At 66.1% G+C, this 20,016-nt stretch carries 19 protein-coding genes; 3 read left to right on the top strand and 16 right to left on the bottom strand.

Annotated features, from left to right (window positions below; translation table 11 throughout):
- Positions 1 to 6: 6 nt before the first annotated feature.
- The 6 genes from SMD10_RS08215 to SMD10_RS08190 form a co-directional block, all read right to left on the bottom strand.
- Entirely contained in the window at positions 7 to 138 is a 132-nt protein-coding gene (locus tag SMD10_RS08215; protein WP_331685189.1) for a hypothetical protein, read from the bottom strand.
- A 394-nt stretch (positions 139 to 532) separates the two neighbouring features.
- Positions 533 to 1,831: a D-tagatose-bisphosphate aldolase, class II, non-catalytic subunit gene (locus SMD10_RS08210; RefSeq protein WP_331685188.1), complete on the bottom strand. Its 1,299-nt coding sequence runs from the start codon at positions 1,829 to 1,831 to the stop codon at positions 533 to 535.
- The gene (locus tag SMD10_RS08205) at positions 1,828 to 2,787 is read right to left on the bottom strand and encodes a tagatose kinase (protein WP_331685187.1); all 960 of its coding nucleotides are present in this window, start codon (positions 2,785 to 2,787) and stop codon (positions 1,828 to 1,830) included. Before SMD10_RS08205 ends, SMD10_RS08210 begins: the two co-directional genes overlap by 4 nt.
- Positions 2,784 to 3,764 carry an ABC transporter permease gene (locus tag SMD10_RS08200; protein ID WP_432757208.1) on the bottom strand — a complete coding sequence of 327 codons (981 nt, stop codon included), beginning with the start codon at positions 3,762 to 3,764 and terminating at the stop codon, positions 2,784 to 2,786. Before SMD10_RS08200 ends, SMD10_RS08205 begins: the two co-directional genes overlap by 4 nt.
- Positions 3,764 to 5,260 carry a sugar ABC transporter ATP-binding protein gene (locus tag SMD10_RS08195; RefSeq protein WP_331685185.1) on the bottom strand — a complete coding sequence of 499 codons (1,497 nt, stop codon included), beginning with the start codon at positions 5,258 to 5,260 and terminating at the stop codon, positions 3,764 to 3,766. The genes SMD10_RS08200 and SMD10_RS08195 overlap by 1 nt, the downstream gene beginning before the upstream one ends.
- A 130-nt stretch (positions 5,261 to 5,390) precedes the next feature.
- A complete protein-coding gene (locus SMD10_RS08190; RefSeq protein ID WP_331685184.1) occupies positions 5,391 to 6,287 on the bottom strand; it encodes a substrate-binding domain-containing protein in 897 nt (298 codons plus the stop codon).
- Between the two features lie 129 nt (positions 6,288 to 6,416).
- Between SMD10_RS08190 and SMD10_RS08185 the strand changes: the two genes are divergently transcribed.
- Positions 6,417 to 6,569: a hypothetical protein gene (locus SMD10_RS08185; RefSeq protein ID WP_331685183.1), complete on the top strand. Its 153-nt coding sequence runs from the start codon at positions 6,417 to 6,419 to the stop codon at positions 6,567 to 6,569.
- Between the two features lie 20 nt (positions 6,570 to 6,589).
- Complete coding sequence (locus SMD10_RS08180; protein ID WP_331685182.1) at positions 6,590 to 7,627, top strand: LacI family DNA-binding transcriptional regulator; 1,038 nt, start codon at positions 6,590 to 6,592, stop codon at positions 7,625 to 7,627.
- Between the two features lie 13 nt (positions 7,628 to 7,640).
- Here the strand turns inward: SMD10_RS08180 and SMD10_RS08175 are convergent, their stop codons facing one another.
- From SMD10_RS08175 to SMD10_RS08140, 8 genes are all read right to left on the bottom strand, one after another.
- Positions 7,641 to 8,702 (bottom strand): ABC transporter ATP-binding protein, encoded by a 1,062-nt coding sequence (locus tag SMD10_RS08175; RefSeq protein WP_331685181.1) that lies wholly within the window; start codon positions 8,700 to 8,702, stop codon positions 7,641 to 7,643.
- A gap of 92 nt (positions 8,703 to 8,794) precedes the next feature.
- A complete protein-coding gene (locus SMD10_RS08170; RefSeq protein WP_331685180.1) occupies positions 8,795 to 9,745 on the bottom strand; it encodes an SIS domain-containing protein in 951 nt (316 codons plus the stop codon).
- Positions 9,746 to 9,767: 22 nt separating this feature from the next.
- A complete protein-coding gene (locus SMD10_RS08165) occupies positions 9,768 to 10,601 on the bottom strand; it encodes a carbohydrate ABC transporter permease (protein WP_331685221.1) in 834 nt (277 codons plus the stop codon).
- A 23-nt stretch (positions 10,602 to 10,624) separates the two neighbouring features.
- Positions 10,625 to 11,539, bottom strand: coding sequence for a carbohydrate ABC transporter permease (locus SMD10_RS08160; RefSeq protein WP_331685179.1), 915 nt, complete (start codon positions 11,537 to 11,539; stop codon positions 10,625 to 10,627).
- Entirely contained in the window at positions 11,536 to 12,795 is a 1,260-nt protein-coding gene (locus SMD10_RS08155; RefSeq protein WP_331685178.1) for an ABC transporter substrate-binding protein, read from the bottom strand. The genes SMD10_RS08160 and SMD10_RS08155 overlap by 4 nt, the downstream gene beginning before the upstream one ends.
- A 12-nt stretch (positions 12,796 to 12,807) precedes the next feature.
- Positions 12,808 to 13,788 carry an N-acetylglucosamine kinase gene (locus SMD10_RS08150; RefSeq protein ID WP_331685177.1) on the bottom strand — a complete coding sequence of 327 codons (981 nt, stop codon included), beginning with the start codon at positions 13,786 to 13,788 and terminating at the stop codon, positions 12,808 to 12,810.
- Complete coding sequence (locus SMD10_RS08145) at positions 13,785 to 14,579, bottom strand: DeoR/GlpR family DNA-binding transcription regulator (RefSeq protein ID WP_331685176.1); 795 nt, start codon at positions 14,577 to 14,579, stop codon at positions 13,785 to 13,787. The genes SMD10_RS08150 and SMD10_RS08145 overlap by 4 nt, the downstream gene beginning before the upstream one ends.
- A 266-nt stretch (positions 14,580 to 14,845) precedes the next feature.
- Positions 14,846 to 16,162 carry an alpha-glucosidase/alpha-galactosidase gene (locus SMD10_RS08140; RefSeq protein ID WP_331685175.1) on the bottom strand — a complete coding sequence of 439 codons (1,317 nt, stop codon included), beginning with the start codon at positions 16,160 to 16,162 and terminating at the stop codon, positions 14,846 to 14,848.
- Positions 16,163 to 16,324: 162 nt separating this feature from the next.
- Here SMD10_RS08140 and SMD10_RS08135 point away from each other — a divergent pair, with 162 nt between their 5' ends.
- Positions 16,325 to 17,245: a helix-turn-helix domain-containing protein gene (locus tag SMD10_RS08135; RefSeq protein ID WP_331685220.1), complete on the top strand. Its 921-nt coding sequence runs from the start codon at positions 16,325 to 16,327 to the stop codon at positions 17,243 to 17,245.
- A 22-nt stretch (positions 17,246 to 17,267) separates the two neighbouring features.
- On the opposite strand, the gene SMD10_RS08130 is transcribed toward SMD10_RS08135, so the two are convergent.
- Positions 17,268 to 18,968, bottom strand: a complete 1,701-nt coding sequence (locus tag SMD10_RS08130; RefSeq protein ID WP_331685174.1) for an ABC transporter permease — start codon at positions 18,966 to 18,968, stop codon at positions 17,268 to 17,270.
- Between the two features lie 21 nt (positions 18,969 to 18,989).
- Positions 18,990 to 19,985 (bottom strand): ABC transporter substrate-binding protein, encoded by a 996-nt coding sequence (locus tag SMD10_RS08125; protein WP_331685173.1) that lies wholly within the window; start codon positions 19,983 to 19,985, stop codon positions 18,990 to 18,992.
- Between the last annotated feature and the right edge of the window lie 31 nt (positions 19,986 to 20,016).

Here is a 20,016-nt window from a genome sequence, read left to right as displayed (position 1 = left end):
GCGCCCCTAGATCCGTTCGCAGCCGCGAACCGAAAGGGCGGCGAGGGCATAGAAGCCGAGGCCGAGCGCGAGATAGGCGAGGTCGAGCATCGAAGGCGATCCCGGTTGTCGATGCCAACCGGTAGCGGCCCTCGCCATCAACGGGCCATTCGCAAAGGGCGCGAAGACCATAAACAACGCATAAATTGTTTATGCGATCGACACTTTCGCAGCCGATCGGATGCCGAGCGACGGCGTTGCCAACTGCCGAGGACCGGTCGGATCAGACGGCAAGGGCAGCGCTCGCGTGAACGCCCGCCGCATCGCTCGTGGCCGCGCCAACCTGGTGCGGCGGGAACTCGCGACGGCCTATGTCGTCCCGCTGCCCGACTTCAGGAGAGGACGAGGGGGCTATCGTTGCCTTCCAGGAAGGCGGTGGCCTTCAGGCCGGGGCTTGGCAGGGTTCACTCTGGAGGGAGCGGGGGCGAACGTGATCATCGACGGCCGTATCAGCGCGTCGGAGTGATCGGTTGCACCGCCCCCGATCGCGGCCTTATCGGCCCACTTCGGACGCGGTTGCGTAGAGATAGTCGTCGAGCGCCGTCACGACGCTCGCTAGAAGCAGCTCGTGGGCGACGGGGCGGATGTCCCCGGCGACGACCCGCTCGTAGAGTCGACCGAGGAACTGGCTGACCAGCGTGATCGGAATCTCGCGGTCGCCGAGCGCCGACAGCAGTTCGTCGACAGCCGATTGCGCTTCGCCGGCAGGCCAGTAGTAACGGATGCGGTCGCTGAAGGAATAGTGCCGCTCGATCCGCTGCTCGTCCGGTGTTCCAGGGTAATATTTCCGCCAATTGTCGGGCGAGGCCAGCATCACGCGTTCCATGACTGCGGGCAGAGGCTCCCGGTTCTCGTCGGGCACCAGCATGTCGGCGACATGGCTGAGACCGTAGAGCGCCTCGCGCAGCGCGAAGGTCAGTCCCGGACCGACCTTGAGAATGGCGAAGCCGTCATCGACCAGTGCGCGCAGAGCCGCCTTCGGCTGATAGTCGGTGGAATGGGCCTCGAACACGAACTGCGGAACGCGGTCCAATACGGCGCTGAGCTCGCGCGCCTTCTCCGGCTCGTAGACCACCAGCTCGGCATTGCCGAACTCGACGCCCGGCTGGACGACCGCGGCGATGGCCCGGCCGAAGGCGGCCTCCAGGCCGCGCGCGCCAAACGCCTGGCGATGCACCTCGATGGTTGCCAGCGCCGCCTCCGGCTTCGTCACTTCGACATGGTCGAGCGCTTCCGTGGCGCCGCCCGGTACCGGCACCTCGGTGCCGATCACATAGACCGGCGAGATGCCGCCGGCCGCCTTGACGGCGGCCTCGGCGCGCTCGGCCAGCCGTGCCGCACGCTCGGCCGTCACCGCATCGGCCAAGGCCACCGGCTCCCCGGCGCAGCCCATCGAGGTATCGAGATGCAGCTTGGTGAAGCCGGCGGATGCGAACGCCTCGATCATCGCCAGGGCCTTGTCCATCGCCGCATCGGCGGGCAGGCTCTTCCAGGGATTGGGGCCGAGGTGATCGCCGCCGAGGATCAGGCGGTCGCGGTCGAAGCCCACCTGGTCGGCGATCTCTTCGACGAAGCGACGGAAGTCGGCCGGCGTCATACCGGTATAGCCGCCGTCCTGATTGACCTGATTGCAGGTCGCTTCGATCAGCACGTCGATGCCGTGGCTTCGGCCGTGGCGCAGTGCCGCCTCGATCACCAGCGGATGGGCCGAGCAGACGGAGGTGATGCCGGTCCGCTCGCCGGCGGTGCGGCGTTGGGCGATCGCGGCCAGGCGTTCGGTAGCGGTTGTCATGCTGATGCTCCGTTGCAGGTCTCGGCCGAAGCCAGGAAACGGTCGATCTCGGCCAGCGTTGCCGTGCCCTCCATTGGCCCCTTGCGGGTGACGGCCTTGGCGCCGGCGGCATTGGCCATGCGCAGCGCCTCGCTCGGCTCCGCGCCGCGCAGCCAGAAGGTGACGAAGGCCGCGCCGAAACAGTCGCCGGCGCCGGTGGGATCGATTTCGTCGACAGCGAAGCCGGGCATCGCCGTGGCGCCGGAGCGGTCGTAATGGACGGCGCCCTGGCTCCCCTTCTTGATCACCACGGTCGAAACGCCGAGGTCGAGGATCTCGGTCACGGCCGCCGCTTCGTCCGTGCTGTGCGCGAACAGATAGAGTTCCGGTCCGCTCGGCAGGAACAGGTCGGCACGCCGCAGGATGAACTCCAGTGCCTCGCGCATTCCGGTCCCCTCCATCATCTCCTTGCGGATGTTGGGATCGAAGGAGACGGTGCCGCCCTTGGCCTTCACCGTCTCGACGCAGGCCTTGACCACCTCGATTACCCGCGCGGAGAACAGCGACGAGCCCATCACGTGGAAATGGTCGGTCCTGGCAAGCAGCGCGCGGCCGGCATCGGTCAGCTCGATCAGGCCGCAGGCGCTGTGGGGGATGTTGTAGACGAAGGCGCGGCTGCCGTCGGCGGCGTAGCGCACGAAGGCGCTGCCGGTGGCCTGTCCGGGGTGGACGGCGATCGCCGACACGTCGACGCCGCTGGCCTTGAGCCGTTCCAGGTTCAGCACGCCGAAATCGTCGGCCCCGACGCTGGAGATCATGCCGCAGGGCTGGCCCAACCGGCCGACCTGATCGATGAAGATCGCCGGCGCTCCCGAGGGGAAGGGGCCGATCAGCGGTCCCGGTGTCATGAAACTCTGACCGATCTCGGTCGCCATGATCTCGACGACGATCTCGCCGGCCGTGACGATGGTTTTCACAGCGCCCCGCTCCGCTTGCTGCGAACGTCGAGATAGACGGCGACGAGGATCACCGCGCCCTTGACGATCAGCTGATAGAAATATGGCACGGACAACAGGTTCATGCCGTTGTTGATGACGCCGATGATGAGCGCGCCGAACAGGGTGCCGAGCATCGAGCCGACGCCACCGGCGAGGCTGGTGCCGCCGAGCACCACGGCGGCGATCGCGTCGAGTTCGTAGCTGATGCCGGCATTGGTCTGGGCCGACGACAGGCGGGCGGCCAGGAGAATGCCGCTGATCGCCGCCATCAGGCCCGAAATCATGAACACCAGGATCTTCATCCGGTCGACGCGGATACCCGAATAGAGCGCCGCCTCGCGGTTGCCGCCGACCAGATAGGCGCGACGTCCGAACACTGTCATCGACAGGACGATGTGGTTGATCACGAACAGCGCCAGCATGATCCAGATGATGATCGGGAAGCCGAGGAAGTTCTCGTAGCCGATCGTCAGGAAGGTGTCGTTGTCGATGATCGCCGGCAGGCCGCCGGTCGGCAGGCTGACGAGGCCGCGAAACATGCCCATCGTCGCCACCGTGACGATGAAGGAGGGGATGAAGAACTTGGCGGTCAGGACGCCGTTGAAGGCGCCCATCGCCAGGCCGGCCACCAGCGTGATGGCGATCGCCGGCAGGAAGTCGAAGCCGTAGCCGAAGCATTGCGCCGCGACCATGCCGGAGAGCGCGATGATGGAGCCGACCGACAGGTCGATCTCGCCCAGCATGATGACGTAGGTCATGCCGAAGGCCGTCACCGCCACCACCGCCACCTGCTGGAGGATGTTCATCAGGTTGTTGACCTGCATGAACAGCGGATTGAGGACGGAGAACACCGCACACAGGATGATCAGCGACAGCGCGATGCCGCCATACTGCCGCACGAACGGGTTGGCGAGAACGCGGTGGGAGACGGGAGTGGGGGAGGTGTGGGCGGACATCATTCCATTCCGGCTGCAAAGGTCATGACGGTTTCGGGCTTCAGGCCTTCGGCAGGCAATGTCGCGGTGACGCGGCCCTCGTGCATGACGACTACGCGATCGCTGAGGCCGAGCACTTCGGGAAGTTCGGAGGAGACCATCAGAATGGCCGTTCCCTGCGCCGCCAGTTCGCGGATGATCCGATAGATCTCCGCCTTGGCGCCGACGTCGACGCCGCGCGTGGGCTCGTCGAGGATCAGGACGCGCGGATTGAGCGCCAGCCACTTGGCCAGAACCACCTTCTGCTGGTTGCCGCCCGAGAGCGTGCCGACCACGGTCGAAATCGAGTTGGTCTTCACGCCGAAGCGCTGGACCTCGATGTCGGCCTGCCGCCGCTCCGCGCGCGACCGCGCAAATCCCAGCGCGTCGGAGAGGTTGCCGAGCGTGACCATGTTGATGTTGCGCTCGACGCTGTGCGCCAGGACCAGGCCCTCTTCCTTGCGGTTCTCGGTGGCGAAGCCGATCCGCGCCGCGATGGCGTCGGCAGGCGAGCGCATTCTCACGGCCTTGCCGTCCAGGCGGATCGTTCCGCTCGACGGATAGATGCCGAACAGCGCCTTCATCACCTCGGTGCGTCCCGCGCCGACCAGGCCGAACAGGCCGACGATCTCGCCGGGCCGGATCGCCAGGTCGACGTCGTGGAAGCGCTCGGGACTGGAGAGCTTCTCCACCTCCAGCACCGGCGCGACCTCGGTTCCGGGCGCCGGCACCGTTCGCGGCGGATAGATCTCCTGCAGCGGCCGGCCGACCATCAGCGCGATCAGATCGTCCACGGTGGCCTCGCACGTCGCCATCGTCGTCACGAATTCGCCGTCGCGGATGACGGTGATCGCGTCGGAAATCGTCATGATCTCCTCGAGGCGATGCGAGATGTAGATCACCGAGGTGCCGCGCGCCTTCAATCGTTCGATGATGGCGAACAGAAGCTCGACCTCGTTTTCCGACAGCGACGAGGTCGGCTCGTCCAGGATCAGAACGTCCGCCGGACGGCTCAGGCCCTTGGCGATTTCCACCAACTGCTGTTGGGCGATGGAGAGATCGCCCACCCTGGCGTCCGCGCGCACCGGCAGGCCAAGCTCGGCGATCAGCTCGCGCGCCCGCTTCTCCAGGTCGCGTCGGCGGATGAAGCCGAAACGGCTCGGCTCGTGGTTGGCAAAGACATTGGCCGCGACCGACAGGTTGCGGCACAGGCTCAGTTCCTGAAAGACGATCGACAGTCCGCGTTCCGCGGCATCCCGGGGATCGTGCGGCGCATAGGCTTCGCCGCGCAGCGTGATGGAGCCCGACGTCGGCGTGTAAAGGCCGGTCAGGATCTTCATCAGGGTCGACTTGCCGGCACCGTTTTCGCCGATCAGCGCATGAACCTCGCCGGGACGCACCTGCAAGCTCATGCTCTTCAGCGCGACGATCGGGCCGAACGTCTTGGCGACATCCCTGATTTCGAGAAGGTAGGACATGGACTGCCTTGCGCCGGGCGGACGGACGGAGCCGCGGACCGGGAGGAAGGCGATCTTCGCCGTGCTCGACCGGGCGCTCCGCTGCGATAGTCGGAGATGGGCGGCCCGTGGGGCCGCCCTTCGGCGAAAGCTATTCTTCGCCGTCCTTGGTGTAAACGCCGGGTTCGATCGGCTGTTCGGCCGGAACGTCCTCGCCGGCAATGACCTTAACCGCGGTCTTGACCGCCGTGCGGCCCATCTCGTCGGGGTATTGGCGGATGACCCCGACCATGACCGGATCGTTGTCGACGGCGTTGCGGGCTTCTTCCATGCCGTCGAAGCCGATGACCTGGACCTTGTCCTGCATCCCGGCGGACTTCACCGCCGCCGCGGCGGCCAGCGCCGCATCGTCGCCGAAGCCGAAGATGCCGTCGATGTCCGGATTGGCCTGCAGCATGTTCTGGGCGACCGACAGGGCCTCGGCGCGCGTGATGCCGGCCTGCTCGGCGACGATCTTCACGTTCGGATGATCTTCCAGCGCCTTCTTGAAGCCGTTGATGCGGTCGACCACCGACTGCACGGTCGGATAGGTGATGAGGGCGACCTGTCCCTCGTCGCCGAGATCCTCGGCCATCAGGTTCCCAGCCTTGACGCCACCGGTGTAATTGTCGGTGCCGATATGCGACGTCACCTCGATGTCCTTGGCCGGCACGTCGACCGTGATGACCTTGATGCCGGCATTCTGCGCGCGCCGGATGGCGGCGCGGACGCCCGAGGAATCCACCGGCGAGATGATCAGCACGTCGACGCCCTTGGTGATGAAATCCTCGACGTCGGCCAGCTGCTTGCTGAGATCCTGGTTGGCGATCGAGACCTCGAGGGAAACGTTGTCTTCCTTGGCTTCGGCCTTCATGGCGTCCGCCAGCTCGATATAGAACGGGTGCTGCTGCGTCAGCAGCGACGCGCCGATGCCATCGGCCGATGCACCGGCCGCAGTGGCGATGAGCGCGATGCCGGCCAACAGGCCCGTTACGGTCTTTTTGAGCATGAAATGCCTCCTCAATGGCTCAGCGCCGCGTGCTGAGCGAGCTCCATCCCTATCGACCGGCCATTCCAGTGATCGCAAACGCGGCGCGCCCATGGCCTACGGTCGACCAAACTCATAACCACGGACTTGTTGAGCGTCAACTTAAAATTTGACGCGCGTAAAATTTTGATGGATACCGAAGAGCCGGCTAATGTCTCGCGCCGGAAGCGGGCAGGCGGCGATCCGGCTGGCGGCGGACCGGTGCTGGCGGCCCGTTTGGAACAATCGGCGGTTTTCGGCTGAGGCACGACGAGGAGGAAGAGTTGAGCTCGAAACGCTTTCGGACGATGGACGAGCTTGCGCTGGCCTGTGGCGTGTCGCGACCGACCTTGTCGAAATATTTCGACGATCCCGAGAGTGTTCGGGCCGCCACCCGCCGCAAGATCGAAGCCGCGCTCGAGGGGTCGGAATACCGGCCCAACCTGTTCGCGCGGAACCTCAATCGAAAGCAGACCCGCCACATCGGCGTCATCGTGCCGCACATCACCGATCCGTTCTACGCCGCGCTGGTGCGCAAGGTCGAACTGCGCTGCCTCGACACCGGGTTCTGGCCGATCGTGATCTCCTCGCACGGCTCGCCGACGCTGGAGGCGCGGGCGGTCGACACGCTGCTGTCGCTGAAGGTCGCGGGTGCGCTGGTCGCGCCGCTCGGGGCGGAGACGGACATCAAGATGCTCGCCTCGCTGCAGGACGACATCCCCCTGGTGTTCTTCGATTCCCGGATCGACGGCCAGGGGCCGTTCGTGGGCACGGACAATCGCCAGAGCATCGCGCTGCTGGTCGAGTATCTTTGCCGAACCGGCGAGCACCCGACCTATTTCGAAATGCCGCCGGTCAACCGCAACGCCTCGGAGCGCCGCGAGGCCTATATCGCGATCATGGAGCAGCGGGGGCTCGAGCCGATCGTCGTCGGGCAGGCGCAAGATACCTCGTGGGAGTTCGAGGAGATCGGATTCATCGAAATGCAGCGTATCCTCGACGCCAGGTCGCTGCCGACGCGCACCATCCTTTGCGCCAACGACCGCATCGCCTTCGGGGTGATGTCGGCGGCCTTCAGCCGCGGCCTCAAGGTCGGGCGCGACGAGGACTGCGATCTGCGCGTCGCGGGCCATGACGATCATCCGCTGAGCCGCTACACCTGCCCGCCGCTGACCACCGTGGCGCAGGACATCGACGCGATCGCCATTCGCAGCACCGATATCCTGTTCGCCAGCCTGCGCGACGGCACCGACCAGTCGCCCGGCGAGCCGACCGTGCGGACCACCTTGGTCGGCCAACTCGTCATGCGCCAGTCGGCCTAGCCACTGGCGGAACTCAGGCGGCGAGGCGCCGTTTCGTCGTCGCATCGAAGAGATGGATCTTGCCGGGGTCTGGCGACAGACACACGGTGGCACCCGCCTTCTCGACAACGCGCTCGCGCAGGGCCGCGACCACGTCATGGCCCGCCAGGCGCAACGACAGGTGGGTTTCCGCGCCGGTCGGCTCGACCGTGACGATCTCGGCCGGCAGCCCCGCCTCGTCCAGGCGGAAATGCTCCGGGCGCAGGCCGAGCACGACGGCCTGCCCTTCTTCGGTTCCAGCGGCCGCTCCATCGAGCGGAACCCGCGTGCCGTCGTCGGCTACAAAGGCGCCACCCGCGATCCGGCCGGCGATCATGTTCATCGACGGCGATCCGATGAAGCCGGCCACAAAGGTGTTGGCCGGCGTGTCGTAGAGTTCGAGCGGCGTGCCGATCTGCTCGATGAAGCCGTCATGCATGACGACGATCCGGTCGGCCATGGTCATCGCCTCGATCTGGTCGTGCGTGACGTAGATCGTCGTCGTCTTCAGCCGCTGATGCATGGCCTTGATCTCGGTGCGCATGGCCACGCGCAGCTTGGCGTCGAGATTGGACAGCGGCTCGTCGAACAGGAAGACCTGCGGGTTGCGCACGATCGCCCGGCCCATGGCGACGCGCTGGCGCTGACCGCCGGAAAGCTGGCGCGGATAGCGGTCGAGCAGCGCGGCCAGCCCCAGGATCTGCGCCGCCTGGGCCACGCGCTCGGCGATCTCCGGCTTGCTGGCCCGGGCCAGCTTGAGCGAGAAGCCCATGTTCTCGGCGACCGTCATGTGCGGATAGAGCGCATAGGACTGGAACACCATGGCGATGTCGCGTTCCTTCGGCGCCAGGTCGTTGACGACGCGCCCGGCGACATTGATCTCGCCCGAGGATATCTCCTCCAGTCCCGCGATCATCCGCAGCAGAGTGGACTTGCCGCAGCCGGACGGCCCGACGAGGATGACGAACTCGCCGTCGTCGATGTCGATGTCGATGCCGTGCAGGATCTCGGCTTTGCCGAAGTCCTTCTTGACGTGGTTGATGGTGACCGTGCCCATCGCGCTCTCCTGCTCACTCGTTCACGCCGGGCGCCGTCTGCAACGGGCGCCATCGCTTGCTCTTCGAGCTCACGCCCGAAGGGCGCTGGCCTTCAGACCAGGGTGACAACCTTGGTCAGGTGGCGCGGGCTGACGGTGTCGAGGCCGCAGGCCTGGGCGCGGCGCTCGCCGAGAAGCTGGAGCGCCGGAAGGCAGGCCAGCCCCTTTTCGGGGAGGGCGACCGACACGTCGAAGCGGATGTCGCCGGGACCGCCAAAGCCGACGACCAGGGCACCCTTCTCCTGCAACTCGCCGGCCAGCATCGCTTCCGCCTCGACCTGATCGCTGTAGAGCAGGATCACCGTGCTCTTCCCGTCGATGAGGCTGACCGGGCCGTGCCGGTATTCCTGCGGATGGAAGCCTTGGGTGAAGGACTGGCTCATCTCCATCAGCTTCAGGGCGCCTTCCAGCGCGACGCCGTAAAGCGCGCCTCCGCCCAGGAAGACGAAGTGCGAGCGGCCGGCGAGGGAGGGAGCATGCCGGGCGTCGAGCGCTTCAAGAAGCGTCCGCGCGGCATCGGGAAGCGAGGCCGACAGGCCGACACCCATCGCCTGCAGCCCCAGCAGCAGCATGAGGCTGGCGGACGTCGTCATGACGATCCCTTCCTGGGGGTGCGTCGCGGCCACAATCGCCTCGTCGCAGGACTTCGCCAGGGTGCTCTCCGGTTCGACGGTGATCGCCGTGACGAAGCCGCCGGCATTCCGGCTGGCCTTGGCCGCCGCCACCGTCTCCGTCGTCTCGCCGCTGCGCGACAGGGCATAGACGTGCGCCTTGCGCCAGTCGACGCAATAGGCGTCCGCCCGCGTCGCCCATTCGCCCCCCGGAACCGCGATGGCCGACCGGCCGAGCCTATTGGACTGCGCGGCCAGGGACAGAGCGAGGTTGTAGGACGTGCCGCAGCCGACGAAGACTGCCGTTCCGCTCGGTTGGGCCGGCGTCGTCGGCCGGATCGCGGCCCGCCAATAGTCGAACTGTTCGAAGATCGTTTGCTCGGTCGGACTCATCATAGTCTCCGTTCTTTCAATTCTATTTCACCGAGCCGGCCAGCAAGCCGCTGACGAGGTAGCGATTGAGGAAGATGACGACCAGCGCCGGAACCACGATGGCGATCGTGCCGCTGGCCGTGATCAGCCCGTAGTCGATGAAATTCTTGGTCGCGAATTCGGGGATCAGCACCGTCAGGGGCTTGGTCGCCGTCGGTGAGAAGATCAGCGGCACCATGTACTGACCCCAGGCGCCGAGGAAGGTGAGGATCGCCGCCGCCGTGAGGCCGGGCCCGACGAGCGGCAGGACGATGTGGAAGAAGATGTAGAGGCGGCCGGCGCCGTCGAGTTGCGCGGCCTCCTCGAGCGCGATCGGCAAGGCCTCGAAGACGCTGCGCATCAGCCAGAGCGACAGCGGCAGGAAGGCCGAGACATAGATCAGCGCGACGCCGACATAGGTGTCGACCATATGAAGCTCGATCATCAGCCGATAGAGCGGGATCAGCACCGCATAGCCGGGAATGGCGATGGTGCCGACGACGGCGACGAACAGAAGCTGGCGGCCCGGGAAGTTCAGCCGCGTGAAGGCGTAGCCGCCGAAGGCCGACATCACCACGCACAGGACCGTCGCCACGCCGGCGGCGATCACGCTGTTGACGAAGGCGGCGCGGAACTGTGCCCAGACCTCGACACCGCCGATCCGCTCGATGTTGATACCGAGCAGCCTGGAGAAGTGGTCCAGCGTGAAATGCTGCGGGAAGAAATGGATCGGGCGGACCGCGAAGTCGGCGTTGGGGGTGAAGGCGCTGGCGACGGTCCAGTAGACCGGGCCGAGCGACCAGAGCAGCAAGATGCCGACCCCGCCCCAGACCATCATGCGGTAGCCAAGACTCGTTTTCATCAGTCGTACCGGGTGTTGCGGTGAACGCGGAGCACGTAGATCAGGGAAATCAGCAGCGACACGAAGGTGACGACCAGCGACAGCGCCATGCCGTAGGAGAACTGCAGGTTCAGGAACGTCTCCAGATAGACGTCGACGAGAACCGGCCGCGTATCGAGGCTGGAGCCGACCAGCACCCAGGCTTCGTCGAACAGGTTGAAGGCTTGGACCGTGGCATTGGTCATCGACACGGCGAGCGCGCTGCGGATCAGCGGCAGGGTGATCGACGCGAACATCTGGAACCGGCTCGCGCCGTCGATGCGCGCTGCCTCGTAGAGATGGGCCGGGATGCCCTGCATCGCCGCTAGGGCAATCACCACGGTGAGCGGCATCATGCGCCAGACGTGGACGACGGTGACCGCGATGATCGCGCTGGTGCGGTCGTTGAACCAGACGTGATTGTCGAACGGCAGGCCGAGCGACACCAGGATGCCGTTGAGAAGTCCCGCGCCCGGCTGGAAGATCCACAGCCAGATGACCGCGTTGACCACGCCCGGCAGGGCCCAGGGCAGGACGACGGCGGCCAGGAGCCACTGACGCCCGGCCTTGACCTGGTTGATCAGGGCGGCCGCCAGCACGCCGAAAACGGTCTCGGCCGCCACGGCGAGCAGGACATAGATGAAGGTGTTGACCCACGACGTATTGAGCTGGGAGTCGGACAGCATGCGGCTGTAGTTCTGCAGCCCCACGAACGGCTTGCCCGGCAGCATCGGATTGACCCGATGCACGCTGTCCCACATGCTCTGGACCAACGGCAGAAAGACCAGCGCCACCATCGTGATGATGATCGGCGCCACCAGGAGCAGGCCCAGCAAGGCATCGCTCTTGGCGATGCCTCGTCGGGAATAGACGCCGGTCGAGGCGATGGCCGTCATTGCGCCTTGGCCTGCTCGGTCGCCTCGGCGATGCTCTGCATGGCCTCATCGACGGTGATCTGGTCCTTGGCAGCGCTGTTGATGGCCGCGTTCACCGCGCTGGAGAACTGCGGATACCAGGTCGGCGTGCCCTGCGGGAACAGCGGCTCGACGACTTTCGATTCCTCCACCAGAACATCGCCGCTCATCAGGTCGCCGCCGGAATTGAGCTCCGACAGCGCCGAGGTGCGCGTCGGCAGAACGCCGTTGCCGTAGTTCTCGATCTGGAAGTCCTTGCTGGTGAACCACTTGATGAAGGCGACGGCCGCCTCCTTGTTCTCAGACACCTTGGGAATGCCGAGTCCTTCCGGAAGGCCGAAGCTGCGCGTCGTGCCGCTCTCGGTCGGAACCAGGATGGCCTCGATGTCGCCTGCCACCTTCGGCGACTGCTCGGGATCGTTCATCCGGCCGAGCCGCCCCGGCTCGCCCGAGATCATGATGCTGGTCTCGCCATTGGGAAAGATGCTCTCGTTGTACTGGCTGTCGCGCAGGTTGGTGGCCGCGGGATCGACGAGCCCTTCGTGCAGAAGTTCGAGTTCAAAGGCGAGCGCCTTGTAGCCGGCGGAATCTTTCTCCGTGAACAGCGGATTGAAGTCGTCGTCGAACAGCTCGCCGCCGAAGGCCTTGGTCAGCAGGTACCAGGTGGTCGAAGCGCCTTCGGTGGGCGACAAGGGCAAACCGACCGGATATTCGACGATGCCCTTCTCCTTGATGGTCTTGGCATCCTGCATGAGTTCGTCGAGCGTCTTCGGCATCTCGGTGATGCCGGCATCCTCGAAATGCTTCTTGTTGACCAGCATGACGCGGAAGTCGTTGGTGTAGGGAACCGCCAGCAGGTTGCCGCCGACCGTGAAGATCTTCGCGGTCGCGATGTCGTCGACCGCTTCGGCGTCGATCTCGTCGTTGAGCGGCATGTACCAGTCGGCGGCGGCGAACTGGCCGGTCCAGGACCAGTCGAACTCGGTGACGTCGGCCGGCGCCGAGCCGGCCAGCAGCGCCGTCACCAGCTTCGGCCGGATGTCGTCCCAGGACAGCGTCTGGAGGTTCACGTGGATGCCGGTTTCCTTCTCGAAGTCGCTGGCGATGTTCGACGCCTGGGGTGACGGCATCAGCACGGTGATCGACGATCCCGCGAGCGGCTTGGAGTCCTGGCTGAAGGCGGGGTTGGCCGCTATCAGTGCCGTGAGAGCGGCAGCAGTTAAGACGTAGACGCGCATATGCCTGTTCTCCTAGTTGTCCTGTTGGGGTGCTTCTGCCATTGCCGGCGACGCCGCGATCGACGCGGCAAGGCGCTCGATCCATGCCGGGGGCACCGGCCAGTCGAGGTGTCGGGCGGCCACCAGCAGGGTGCCGCCAATCGGGGGAAGCCGCGGTTCGACCGGCGCGCGGCCGAGCCTGTCGGCGACGGCGCGCAGCAGCGCCTGGCTGCGGAAGGTTCCGCCTGCGTAGCTCCACGTTGGAGAAAGACCGGACTGTGCCGCAATCGCGGTGACGTGGCGTGCCAGCTCGTCGGCCGCCTCGTCGATGATACCGAGCGCGCCGGCGTCGCCGGCCTCCGCCAGGCCACTAGCGATCCGGGCCAGGGAAGCCACCCCGGCCCGCAGATTGGTCTGCCGCGTGACCCAGCCTTCGAGCGCGTCCATCGGCCGGGCGCGATCGAGCGCGAGGTGCTGGAACACGGCCTCCACGAGAGCTGTTTCTCCGGCCCGTCCGTCCAGGCTCTGGCTCACCCGCGCCAGAACGCGCAGGCCGATCCAGTGGCTGCTGCCTTCGTCGCCGATCACGTCGCCCCAGCCTCCAACGCGCCAGGAGCGTCCCTGGTCATCTCGCGCCCAGGCCATCGAACCGGTGCCCGACAGGATCAGGATGCCCGCTTCGCCCGCGAAGGCGCCGACATGGGCGGCGTCCACATCGTTCATCACCACCTGCGGAAGCGGATCGAACACTTCGGCAACCGCCTCGCGCTGCTGTCGGGAGGCCTCGTCGACCTCCCCATAGGCCGGCAGCGCCGCCGCCACGGCCGCCAGGCGCGGCTCTCCGGCGAAGGCGCGAAGTTCGGCGACCAGTGTCTGCCGCCACCGATGCGGATTGTCGATCGGGTTGACCCCGCCGCCCACCGCCTGCCGAACCAGGCGGCCCGAACCGTCAGCCAAGGCGAGATGGACCTTGGTGCCGCCGCCGTCGATGCCGAGGATCAGACGATCGCTCATGCCGGGCCTCCGGCGTCCGCGATCGTCGCGGCGACCGACAGGTCCTGCAAGCGGTCGCGCCAGGCGCTGGAGAGCTTGCTGTCGGTGATTGCGTGGGCCTCGGCGAGCGGGGCGACGCGGTAGGTGGCCATGGCGCCGAACTTGGAGGCGTCGGCGAGCACGAAGCGTTGCGCCGAGCGCGACAGCATCGACCGGTTGAGGCTGGCTTCGGCACTGTCCACGCTGTAGATCGCGCCGTCCATGCCGATGGCGCTGGCGCCGAGAAAGAGCTGGTCGAACCAGAGCGAGCGCAACATGTCCTCGGCCTGCGGACCGACCAGCGAGGCGTTCTCGCTGCGCAATTGTCCGCCGAGCAGCGTGACCTCGAGCTGCGGCACGTTGAGGAACTCCTGCGCCACGGCCAGCCCGTTGGTGAAGATGCGCAGCGGCAGCGGCTCGATGCGCAGCAGCCGGGCGAGTTGCAGCACCGTGGTTCCGGCATCCAGAAAGACCGAGGTGCGCGGCGAGAGCTGTTCGTAGGCCTTGGCGGCGATCGCCCGCTTGGCGGCGAGGTTGCGCTTGGCGCGCTCCTGAAACGCCACTTCGACCGACGAGCCTTCGGCGATCCGTGCGCCGCCGTGCACGCGGTCGATCGCGCCGTCGCGCTCCAGCTTCTGCAGATCGCGCCGGATGGTGGCGACCGAAGCGCCGACCGCGTCGGCGATCGCCTGAATGGTCGAGAAGCCGTGGGCGTAGAGGTAGCTCCGGATGGCGTCGAGCCGCTCGCCCTTCACTTCCGCCACCTGCTCCACACGCAACCTCCTCTGCTGACTAATTCATCGGCATGTCGACTTTATGCAGGTTTTCACGGCATACGATCGATGTCAATCATATTGATGATCGAAATTGATTTTTTGGAATATGAGAGCGGCGTTCCTTGAGCGAATCGGGCCGTCACGCGGCCGGCTGGATGAATGTTCGGTGGTCGACAACCTCCTGGGGTGCCAAGCAAAAAGGGCCGGGTCCGCATGAAACGGATCCCGGCCCTCCAGTGGGCTATCGTGTGCGTGGAGTGCCGTCAGCGATAGGTCGGCAGAAGGTCCCCATGCTCGGCGATCAAATCGTCGACGAGGTGCCAGATCTGATCGGGCGACAGCTCGGCCGCCGTGTGCGGGTCGAGCAGAGCGGCCTGGTAGATGGCCTCGCGCTTGCCGGTGAGCGCCGCCTCGACGGTCATCTGCTGTACCGACACGTTCGGCCCGATCACCCCGGCAAGCTGCGATGGAATCCGGCCGACGTGAATGGGCTGGACCCCGTTGCGGTCGACATGGCACGGCACCTCGACGATGCACTCGGCCGGCAGATTGTCGATCAGCCCGTGGTTGGGCACGTTGCCGTAGACCAGTGCCGATTGGCCGGTGGTCGCCGCATGGATGATGCCGGCGGCATATTCGTTGCTCCGGCAGACGTCGATGGGTTTGCCGCCTTCCAGGTCGGAGCGCAGTTCGTTCCAGTCGGCGATCTGGTTTTCGCAGCGCCGGATATATTCATCGAGCGGGATGTTGTAGCCGTCGATCAGGTCGGCGCGACCGCCCTTGATGTACCACGAGGTGTATTCGGAGAAGTGCTCGCTCGATTCCGTCACGAAATAGCCGAGCCGCTTCAGCGCGTCGAACCGCACCCGATCGTCGTTGGGAACCCGTCCTTGCTCAGCCAGCGCCTTGAGGCGCGGATAGAGATCTTCGCGCGAGCCGTCCGCATGGCGCTTTTGAAACTTCAGGAAGAAGGCGACGTGGTTGATGCCGGCCGAAACGTAGTCGATGTCGGCGATCGACTCGCCCAGGCATTCGGCGAGATGTTCCGAGGTGTGCTGGACGCTGTGGCACAGGCCGACAGTGCGCAGGTCCGGTGCCAGTTCCTTGATCGCCCAGCAGTTGATCGCCATCGGGTTGACGTAGTTCATGAGCAAGGCCGACGGACAGACCTCCTGCATGTCACGGCAGATCTCGTCCAGCACCGGAATCGTGCGCAGGCCGCGGAAGATGCCGCCGATCCCCAGCGTATCGGCGATCGTCTGGCGCAGACCGTAGCGCTTGGGCACCTCGAAGTCGGTGACGGTCGCTGGCCGGTAGCCGCCCACCTGCATCATCAGGATGACGAAGTCGGCGCGCGTCAGCGCCTCGCGCCGATCCAGCGTCGCCTCGATCTTCACTCCGTCGCGCCCGAGCTCGGCGCAGATCCGCTTCGCCACGATCTCGGAGGTCTTTAGCCGCTCGCCATCGATGTCGAACAGGCTGATGACGCAGTCGGAGAAGCCGGGATTGGACAGGACGTCTCCCAGGATGTTCTGCGCAAACACGGTGCTGCCTGCGCCCACGAGGCAAATCTTGGTCATCGGTGTCTCCGGATATGAAACGGCCGCGGACCGCGCCTTGCGTCCGCATCGGATTCCCCTTACAGCTCTTCAAATGCGGATTTCTTCCGGGCCGAGATGCATTTATTCCGGAATCGAAGCATCTATAGTCGCACATAGCCGACAGGAGAAGTCGTGACGCACGTGAGCCGCGAGCGCCGGGGCGACGTCTTTCGGCCGCTGGACACCCGGTTCCAGCTGGAACAGCACGTCGCGGATCGCATGGAGGCCGCGCACTGGCACGATCATATCGAGGTCAATCTCCTCCAGTCCGGCGAGATGACCTATCTGATCAACGGGCGCACGGAACGCGTGGCGGCGGGCAATCTGGTGCTTTTTTGGGCCGCGATTCCGCATCGCGCGATCGAGGTTACGCCCCACTCCGCTCTCATCTGCAGCTATCTGCCTCTTGCCGATTTTCTCGCTCTGCCGATCCGCCGCGAAGTCAAGCAACTCGTCCTGCAGGGCGGAATGCTCGCCGGCGCGACGAAGGATCCGACGGACCTGCTGACGGCGGCGCGATGGGTCGAGCAGTGGAGCGGGGGCGACGAGGCGCGCCGCCGGCTCGTCACCGACGAGGTCAAACTCCGCATTCGCCGCCTTGCCCATGACAGCCCACGATCCTTCCCGCCGGCCGAAAGCCTGCAACGGGACGGCGACGGACCGGCGGCCAGCGTGCCGCTGGACCGGGTGCAGGCGCTCATCGAGCTGATCAATCGCCATCATGCCGACGACGTCAGTCCGTCGAAGCTCGCCGACCTTGCCGCGGTGCATCCGAGCACCGCCAATCGGGCATTCCGTGCCGTTCTCGGCCTGTCGATGAACGAATATCTGATCCGCTATCGTCTGGCCCAGGCCATGCACCTGCTGGCCGACACCGACCGGTCGATCCTCCAGGTCGCCTACGCCTGCGGATTCGGGACGAGCCGATTCTACGAGGTGTTCAAGGCGCGCGTCGGCGTTGCGCCCAAGCAGTTCCGCGCGCGGGTGCGCGGTGTTCGTCCGGAATCGGCGGCCAATCGGTCTAGGCCCCGTCGCCGGAACCCAGCGCAAGATCCGGAATAGCGACTGTCGCCAGCCGCGCCGATCAGGCCGCCCAGGGCACCACGCCGGCGGGCAGCCCGCGGCCGAACAGGCTGACGAGGCCCGCGAGCGCCAGGGTAACGGCGACCGAGGCCACCGCCAGGGCGGACGCCGCCGGCGAGTTGCCTTCGTATTGCAGGAAGAACACGGCAACGCCCAGCGTTTCCGAGCCTGTCGACCAGAGCAGGGCCGACACCGTCAGTTCGTTGAAGGCGGTCATGAAGATCAGCAGGGCGCCGGCCGCCGCGTGAGGGGCGGCCAGCGGCAGGACGATCGAGACGAGCCGACGGCCAGTCCGCGCGCCGACCACCCGCGCCGCTTCGTCGAGCGCCGGCTCCAGCGTCTCCAGCCCGGCGACCACCGGCCGCAGCGCCAGCGTCAGGAAGCGGGCGAGATAGGCGACGAGGATGATCCAGATCGTGCCGTAGATCGAGACGTTGAGCAGAGGCAGCGGTGGCAGGAACACCATGATGATGCCCAGCGCCAGCACGATGCCGGGGATGGCGTAGGGCGTGTCGGCGACGAGCTCCAGGGTGCGCGCCAGCGGTAGCCGCCGCAGCACCGACAGATAGGCGAGCGGCACCGAGAGCAGCGCGCAGACGCACGCCGCCGTGCCGGCCAGGACGAAACTGTTGACGAAGGCGCGCCGAGTGGCCTCGTTTTCGAGCACCGCGAAGCGGAAATTGGCGAGGGTCACCGTGTCGAAGCCGAGCGGCACGCCCACCGCCGGCGTCACCGAGGCGGCGAACAGCGCGGCCAGCGGAAGCAGGGCAGCCAGCCCGAGCAGCGTCCAGACCGCGCCCTCCGTTGCCGGGCGCCAGCGGTCCAGCGCGAAGGGTTGCAAGGTCGCTCCGCTGCGCTCGGTGACGGCGTTCATGCGCGCGGCGAGGACGGCGCGCAGGCCGAGACCGACGACCGCCAGCAGCAGCAGGATCACCGCGATCGCCCCAACTTCGCCGAGAACGCTCGGACCGAAGCCGTTAAGCCGCTGATAGATGAGGGTGGTCAGCACCGTGTAGCGCCCTGGAATGCCCAACAGCGCCGGCACGCCGAAATTGCCGATGGAGGAGACGAAGGCGAGCGAAGCGCCGGCCAGGACGGCGGGCAGAGCGAGCGGCAGGACGACGAAAACCACGCTCCGCAGAGGTTTGGCGCCGCTGATCCGGGCTGCCTCCACCAGGTCGCGCGGCAGGCCGACGAGCCCGGCCCGCACCGCCAGGAAGACCAGGGTCGAATGCTCGATACCCATGACGAGCACGATGCCGCCGAGCGAATAGAGCGGGTTAGTCCGGCCGTATTCGCTGGCCAGCCCCAGCGGCGCGAGCAGCGGGCTGGAGGGGCCGACCAGTTGTAGCCAGGCGAGCGCCGTGATCTGCGGCGGGATGAGCAGCGGCAGCATCAGCACGAAGACGATCGCCGACTTCCATCGTACATCCGTCAGCGTCACCACCAGCGCCATGAGTGTGCCGAACACGGTGGAGACCAGCGTCGCCAGAAGCGAGGATTCGAGCGTGTTGAAGAACGCGCGGGAGACCGAGCGGCCCTGCCATTGCTCGAACAGGAAGCCGAGCGGCGCGCCGCTCTTGCCGGGGCCCATGGCTTCGGCCAGAAGCCGGCCCAGCGGCCACAGGGTGAAGGCAAGCAGGTAGAGTGCGATGCCGGCGAGAAGCCAGGTCTCGCCGGCGTGTCGTGTCGAAAGGCGCATGGGCGCCTGATAGCCGACGGATCAGCCGCCGAACAGGTCGGCAAAGGTGCGCTTGTTGGCTTCGTCGTCCTCGAGCATCCGGCCGTAGTCGGCATCGAGGATCTTGAGCGACGACACATCCGGATAGCCGGTGGGAGAGGGCACTCCGGCGAAGATGGGGAAATAGCCCTGCTCGACCGACTGCTTCTGGGCGGCTTCGGAGAGCTGCCAGTCGACGAAGGTCTTGGCGGCCTCTTCGGCATCCGTGCCCTTGAGGATCGCGATCGGTTGGGTGATCGAGGAGACGCCCTCTTCGGGGAAGACGAAGTCGACCGGCGATCCTTCGGCCCTGGCGTTGAGCGCCATGTACTCGATGATGATGCCGTAGGCCTTTTCGCCGCGCGCCACGGCCTCGATGACCGAGCCGTTGCCCTGTCCGGCGATGGCGCCGTTGTCGGCCAGCGTCTCATAATAGTCCCAACCGAAGTCGGGCTGCTGCACCATGGTGCCGACGTGGATCACCGCCGCGCCCGAATAAAGCGGGCTCGGCATGATCAGTTGCGAGGCCACGTCCGGATCGGTCAGATCCTTCCAGGATGTCGGCGGTTCGTCGACGAGATTGGTGTTGTAGACGATGCCGGTGGTGATCAGCTTGGTGCCGAAGAAGGTCTTGTCGGGATCGACCACGGATTGGGGCAGGCTGTCGGTCGGCGCGTCGGGATAGGCAAGCAGACGGTCGTCGTTCTTCAGCCGCGTCATGGCGACGGCGTCGGCGATCAGCACCACGTCGGCGTCGCTGTGGCCGGCCGCGAACTCGGCCTGCAGCTTGTTCATCACCTCCGTGGTGCCGGAGCGGAACAGCTCGACCTTGATGTCAGGATGATCCTTGTTGAAGGCCTCGATAACCGCGGTCATCTGCTCAGTCGGCTGCGAGGTGTAGACGGTCACCGTCTGGCCGTCCTGCGCCAGGGCGCTTGGGGGAAGGAGCGCGGCGGCAAGGCCGGCGGCAGTGCAGAGCGAGGCAAGCCAATGTCTCATCGAAAGATCCCTGATTTCCAAAAGCCTGCGG

The organism is Consotaella aegiceratis, assembly GCF_036541425.1.
GTDB classification, from domain to species: domain Bacteria; phylum Pseudomonadota; class Alphaproteobacteria; order Rhizobiales; family Rhizobiaceae; genus Consotaella; species Consotaella aegiceratis.
Note: the sequence above shows the minus strand (reverse complement) of the source record. Positions and strands in the feature narration are given on the sequence as shown.

What these genes read in the sequence shown, in the direction of transcription:
- SMD10_RS08155 (WP_331685178.1), bottom strand. Translation starts at nt 12,795, where the DNA reads ATGCGCGTCTACGTCTTAACTGCTGCCGCTCTCACGGCACTGATAGCG.
- SMD10_RS08150 (WP_331685177.1), bottom strand. Translation starts at nt 13,788, where the DNA reads ATGAGCGATCGTCTGATCCTCGGCATCGACGGCGGCGGCACCAAGGTC.
- SMD10_RS08140 (WP_331685175.1), bottom strand. Translation starts at nt 16,162, where the DNA reads ATGACCAAGATTTGCCTCGTGGGCGCAGGCAGCACCGTGTTTGCGCAG.
- SMD10_RS08195 (WP_331685185.1), bottom strand. Translation starts at nt 5,260, where the DNA reads ATGTCCTACCTTCTCGAAATCAGGGATGTCGCCAAGACGTTCGGCCCG.
- SMD10_RS08210 (WP_331685188.1), bottom strand. Translation starts at nt 1,831, where the DNA reads ATGACAACCGCTACCGAACGCCTGGCCGCGATCGCCCAACGCCGCACC.
- SMD10_RS08165 (WP_331685221.1), bottom strand. Translation starts at nt 10,601, where the DNA reads ATGATGGTCTGGGGCGGGGTCGGCATCTTGCTGCTCTGGTCGCTCGGC.
- SMD10_RS08215 (WP_331685189.1), bottom strand. Translation starts at nt 138, where the DNA reads ATGGCGAGGGCCGCTACCGGTTGGCATCGACAACCGGGATCGCCTTCG.
- SMD10_RS08175 (WP_331685181.1), bottom strand. Translation starts at nt 8,702, where the DNA reads ATGGGCACGGTCACCATCAACCACGTCAAGAAGGACTTCGGCAAAGCC.
- SMD10_RS08190 (WP_331685184.1), bottom strand. Translation starts at nt 6,287, where the DNA reads ATGCTCAAAAAGACCGTAACGGGCCTGTTGGCCGGCATCGCGCTCATC.
- SMD10_RS08170 (WP_331685180.1), bottom strand. Translation starts at nt 9,745, where the DNA reads ATGAGTCCGACCGAGCAAACGATCTTCGAACAGTTCGACTATTGGCGG.
- SMD10_RS08130 (WP_331685174.1), bottom strand. Translation starts at nt 18,968, where the DNA reads ATGCGCCTTTCGACACGACACGCCGGCGAGACCTGGCTTCTCGCCGGC.
- SMD10_RS08125 (WP_331685173.1), bottom strand. Translation starts at nt 19,985, where the DNA reads ATGAGACATTGGCTTGCCTCGCTCTGCACTGCCGCCGGCCTTGCCGCC.
- SMD10_RS08200 (WP_432757208.1), bottom strand. Translation starts at nt 3,764, where the DNA reads ATGTCCGCCCACACCTCCCCCACTCCCGTCTCCCACCGCGTTCTCGCC.
- SMD10_RS08160 (WP_331685179.1), bottom strand. Translation starts at nt 11,539, where the DNA reads ATGACGGCCATCGCCTCGACCGGCGTCTATTCCCGACGAGGCATCGCC.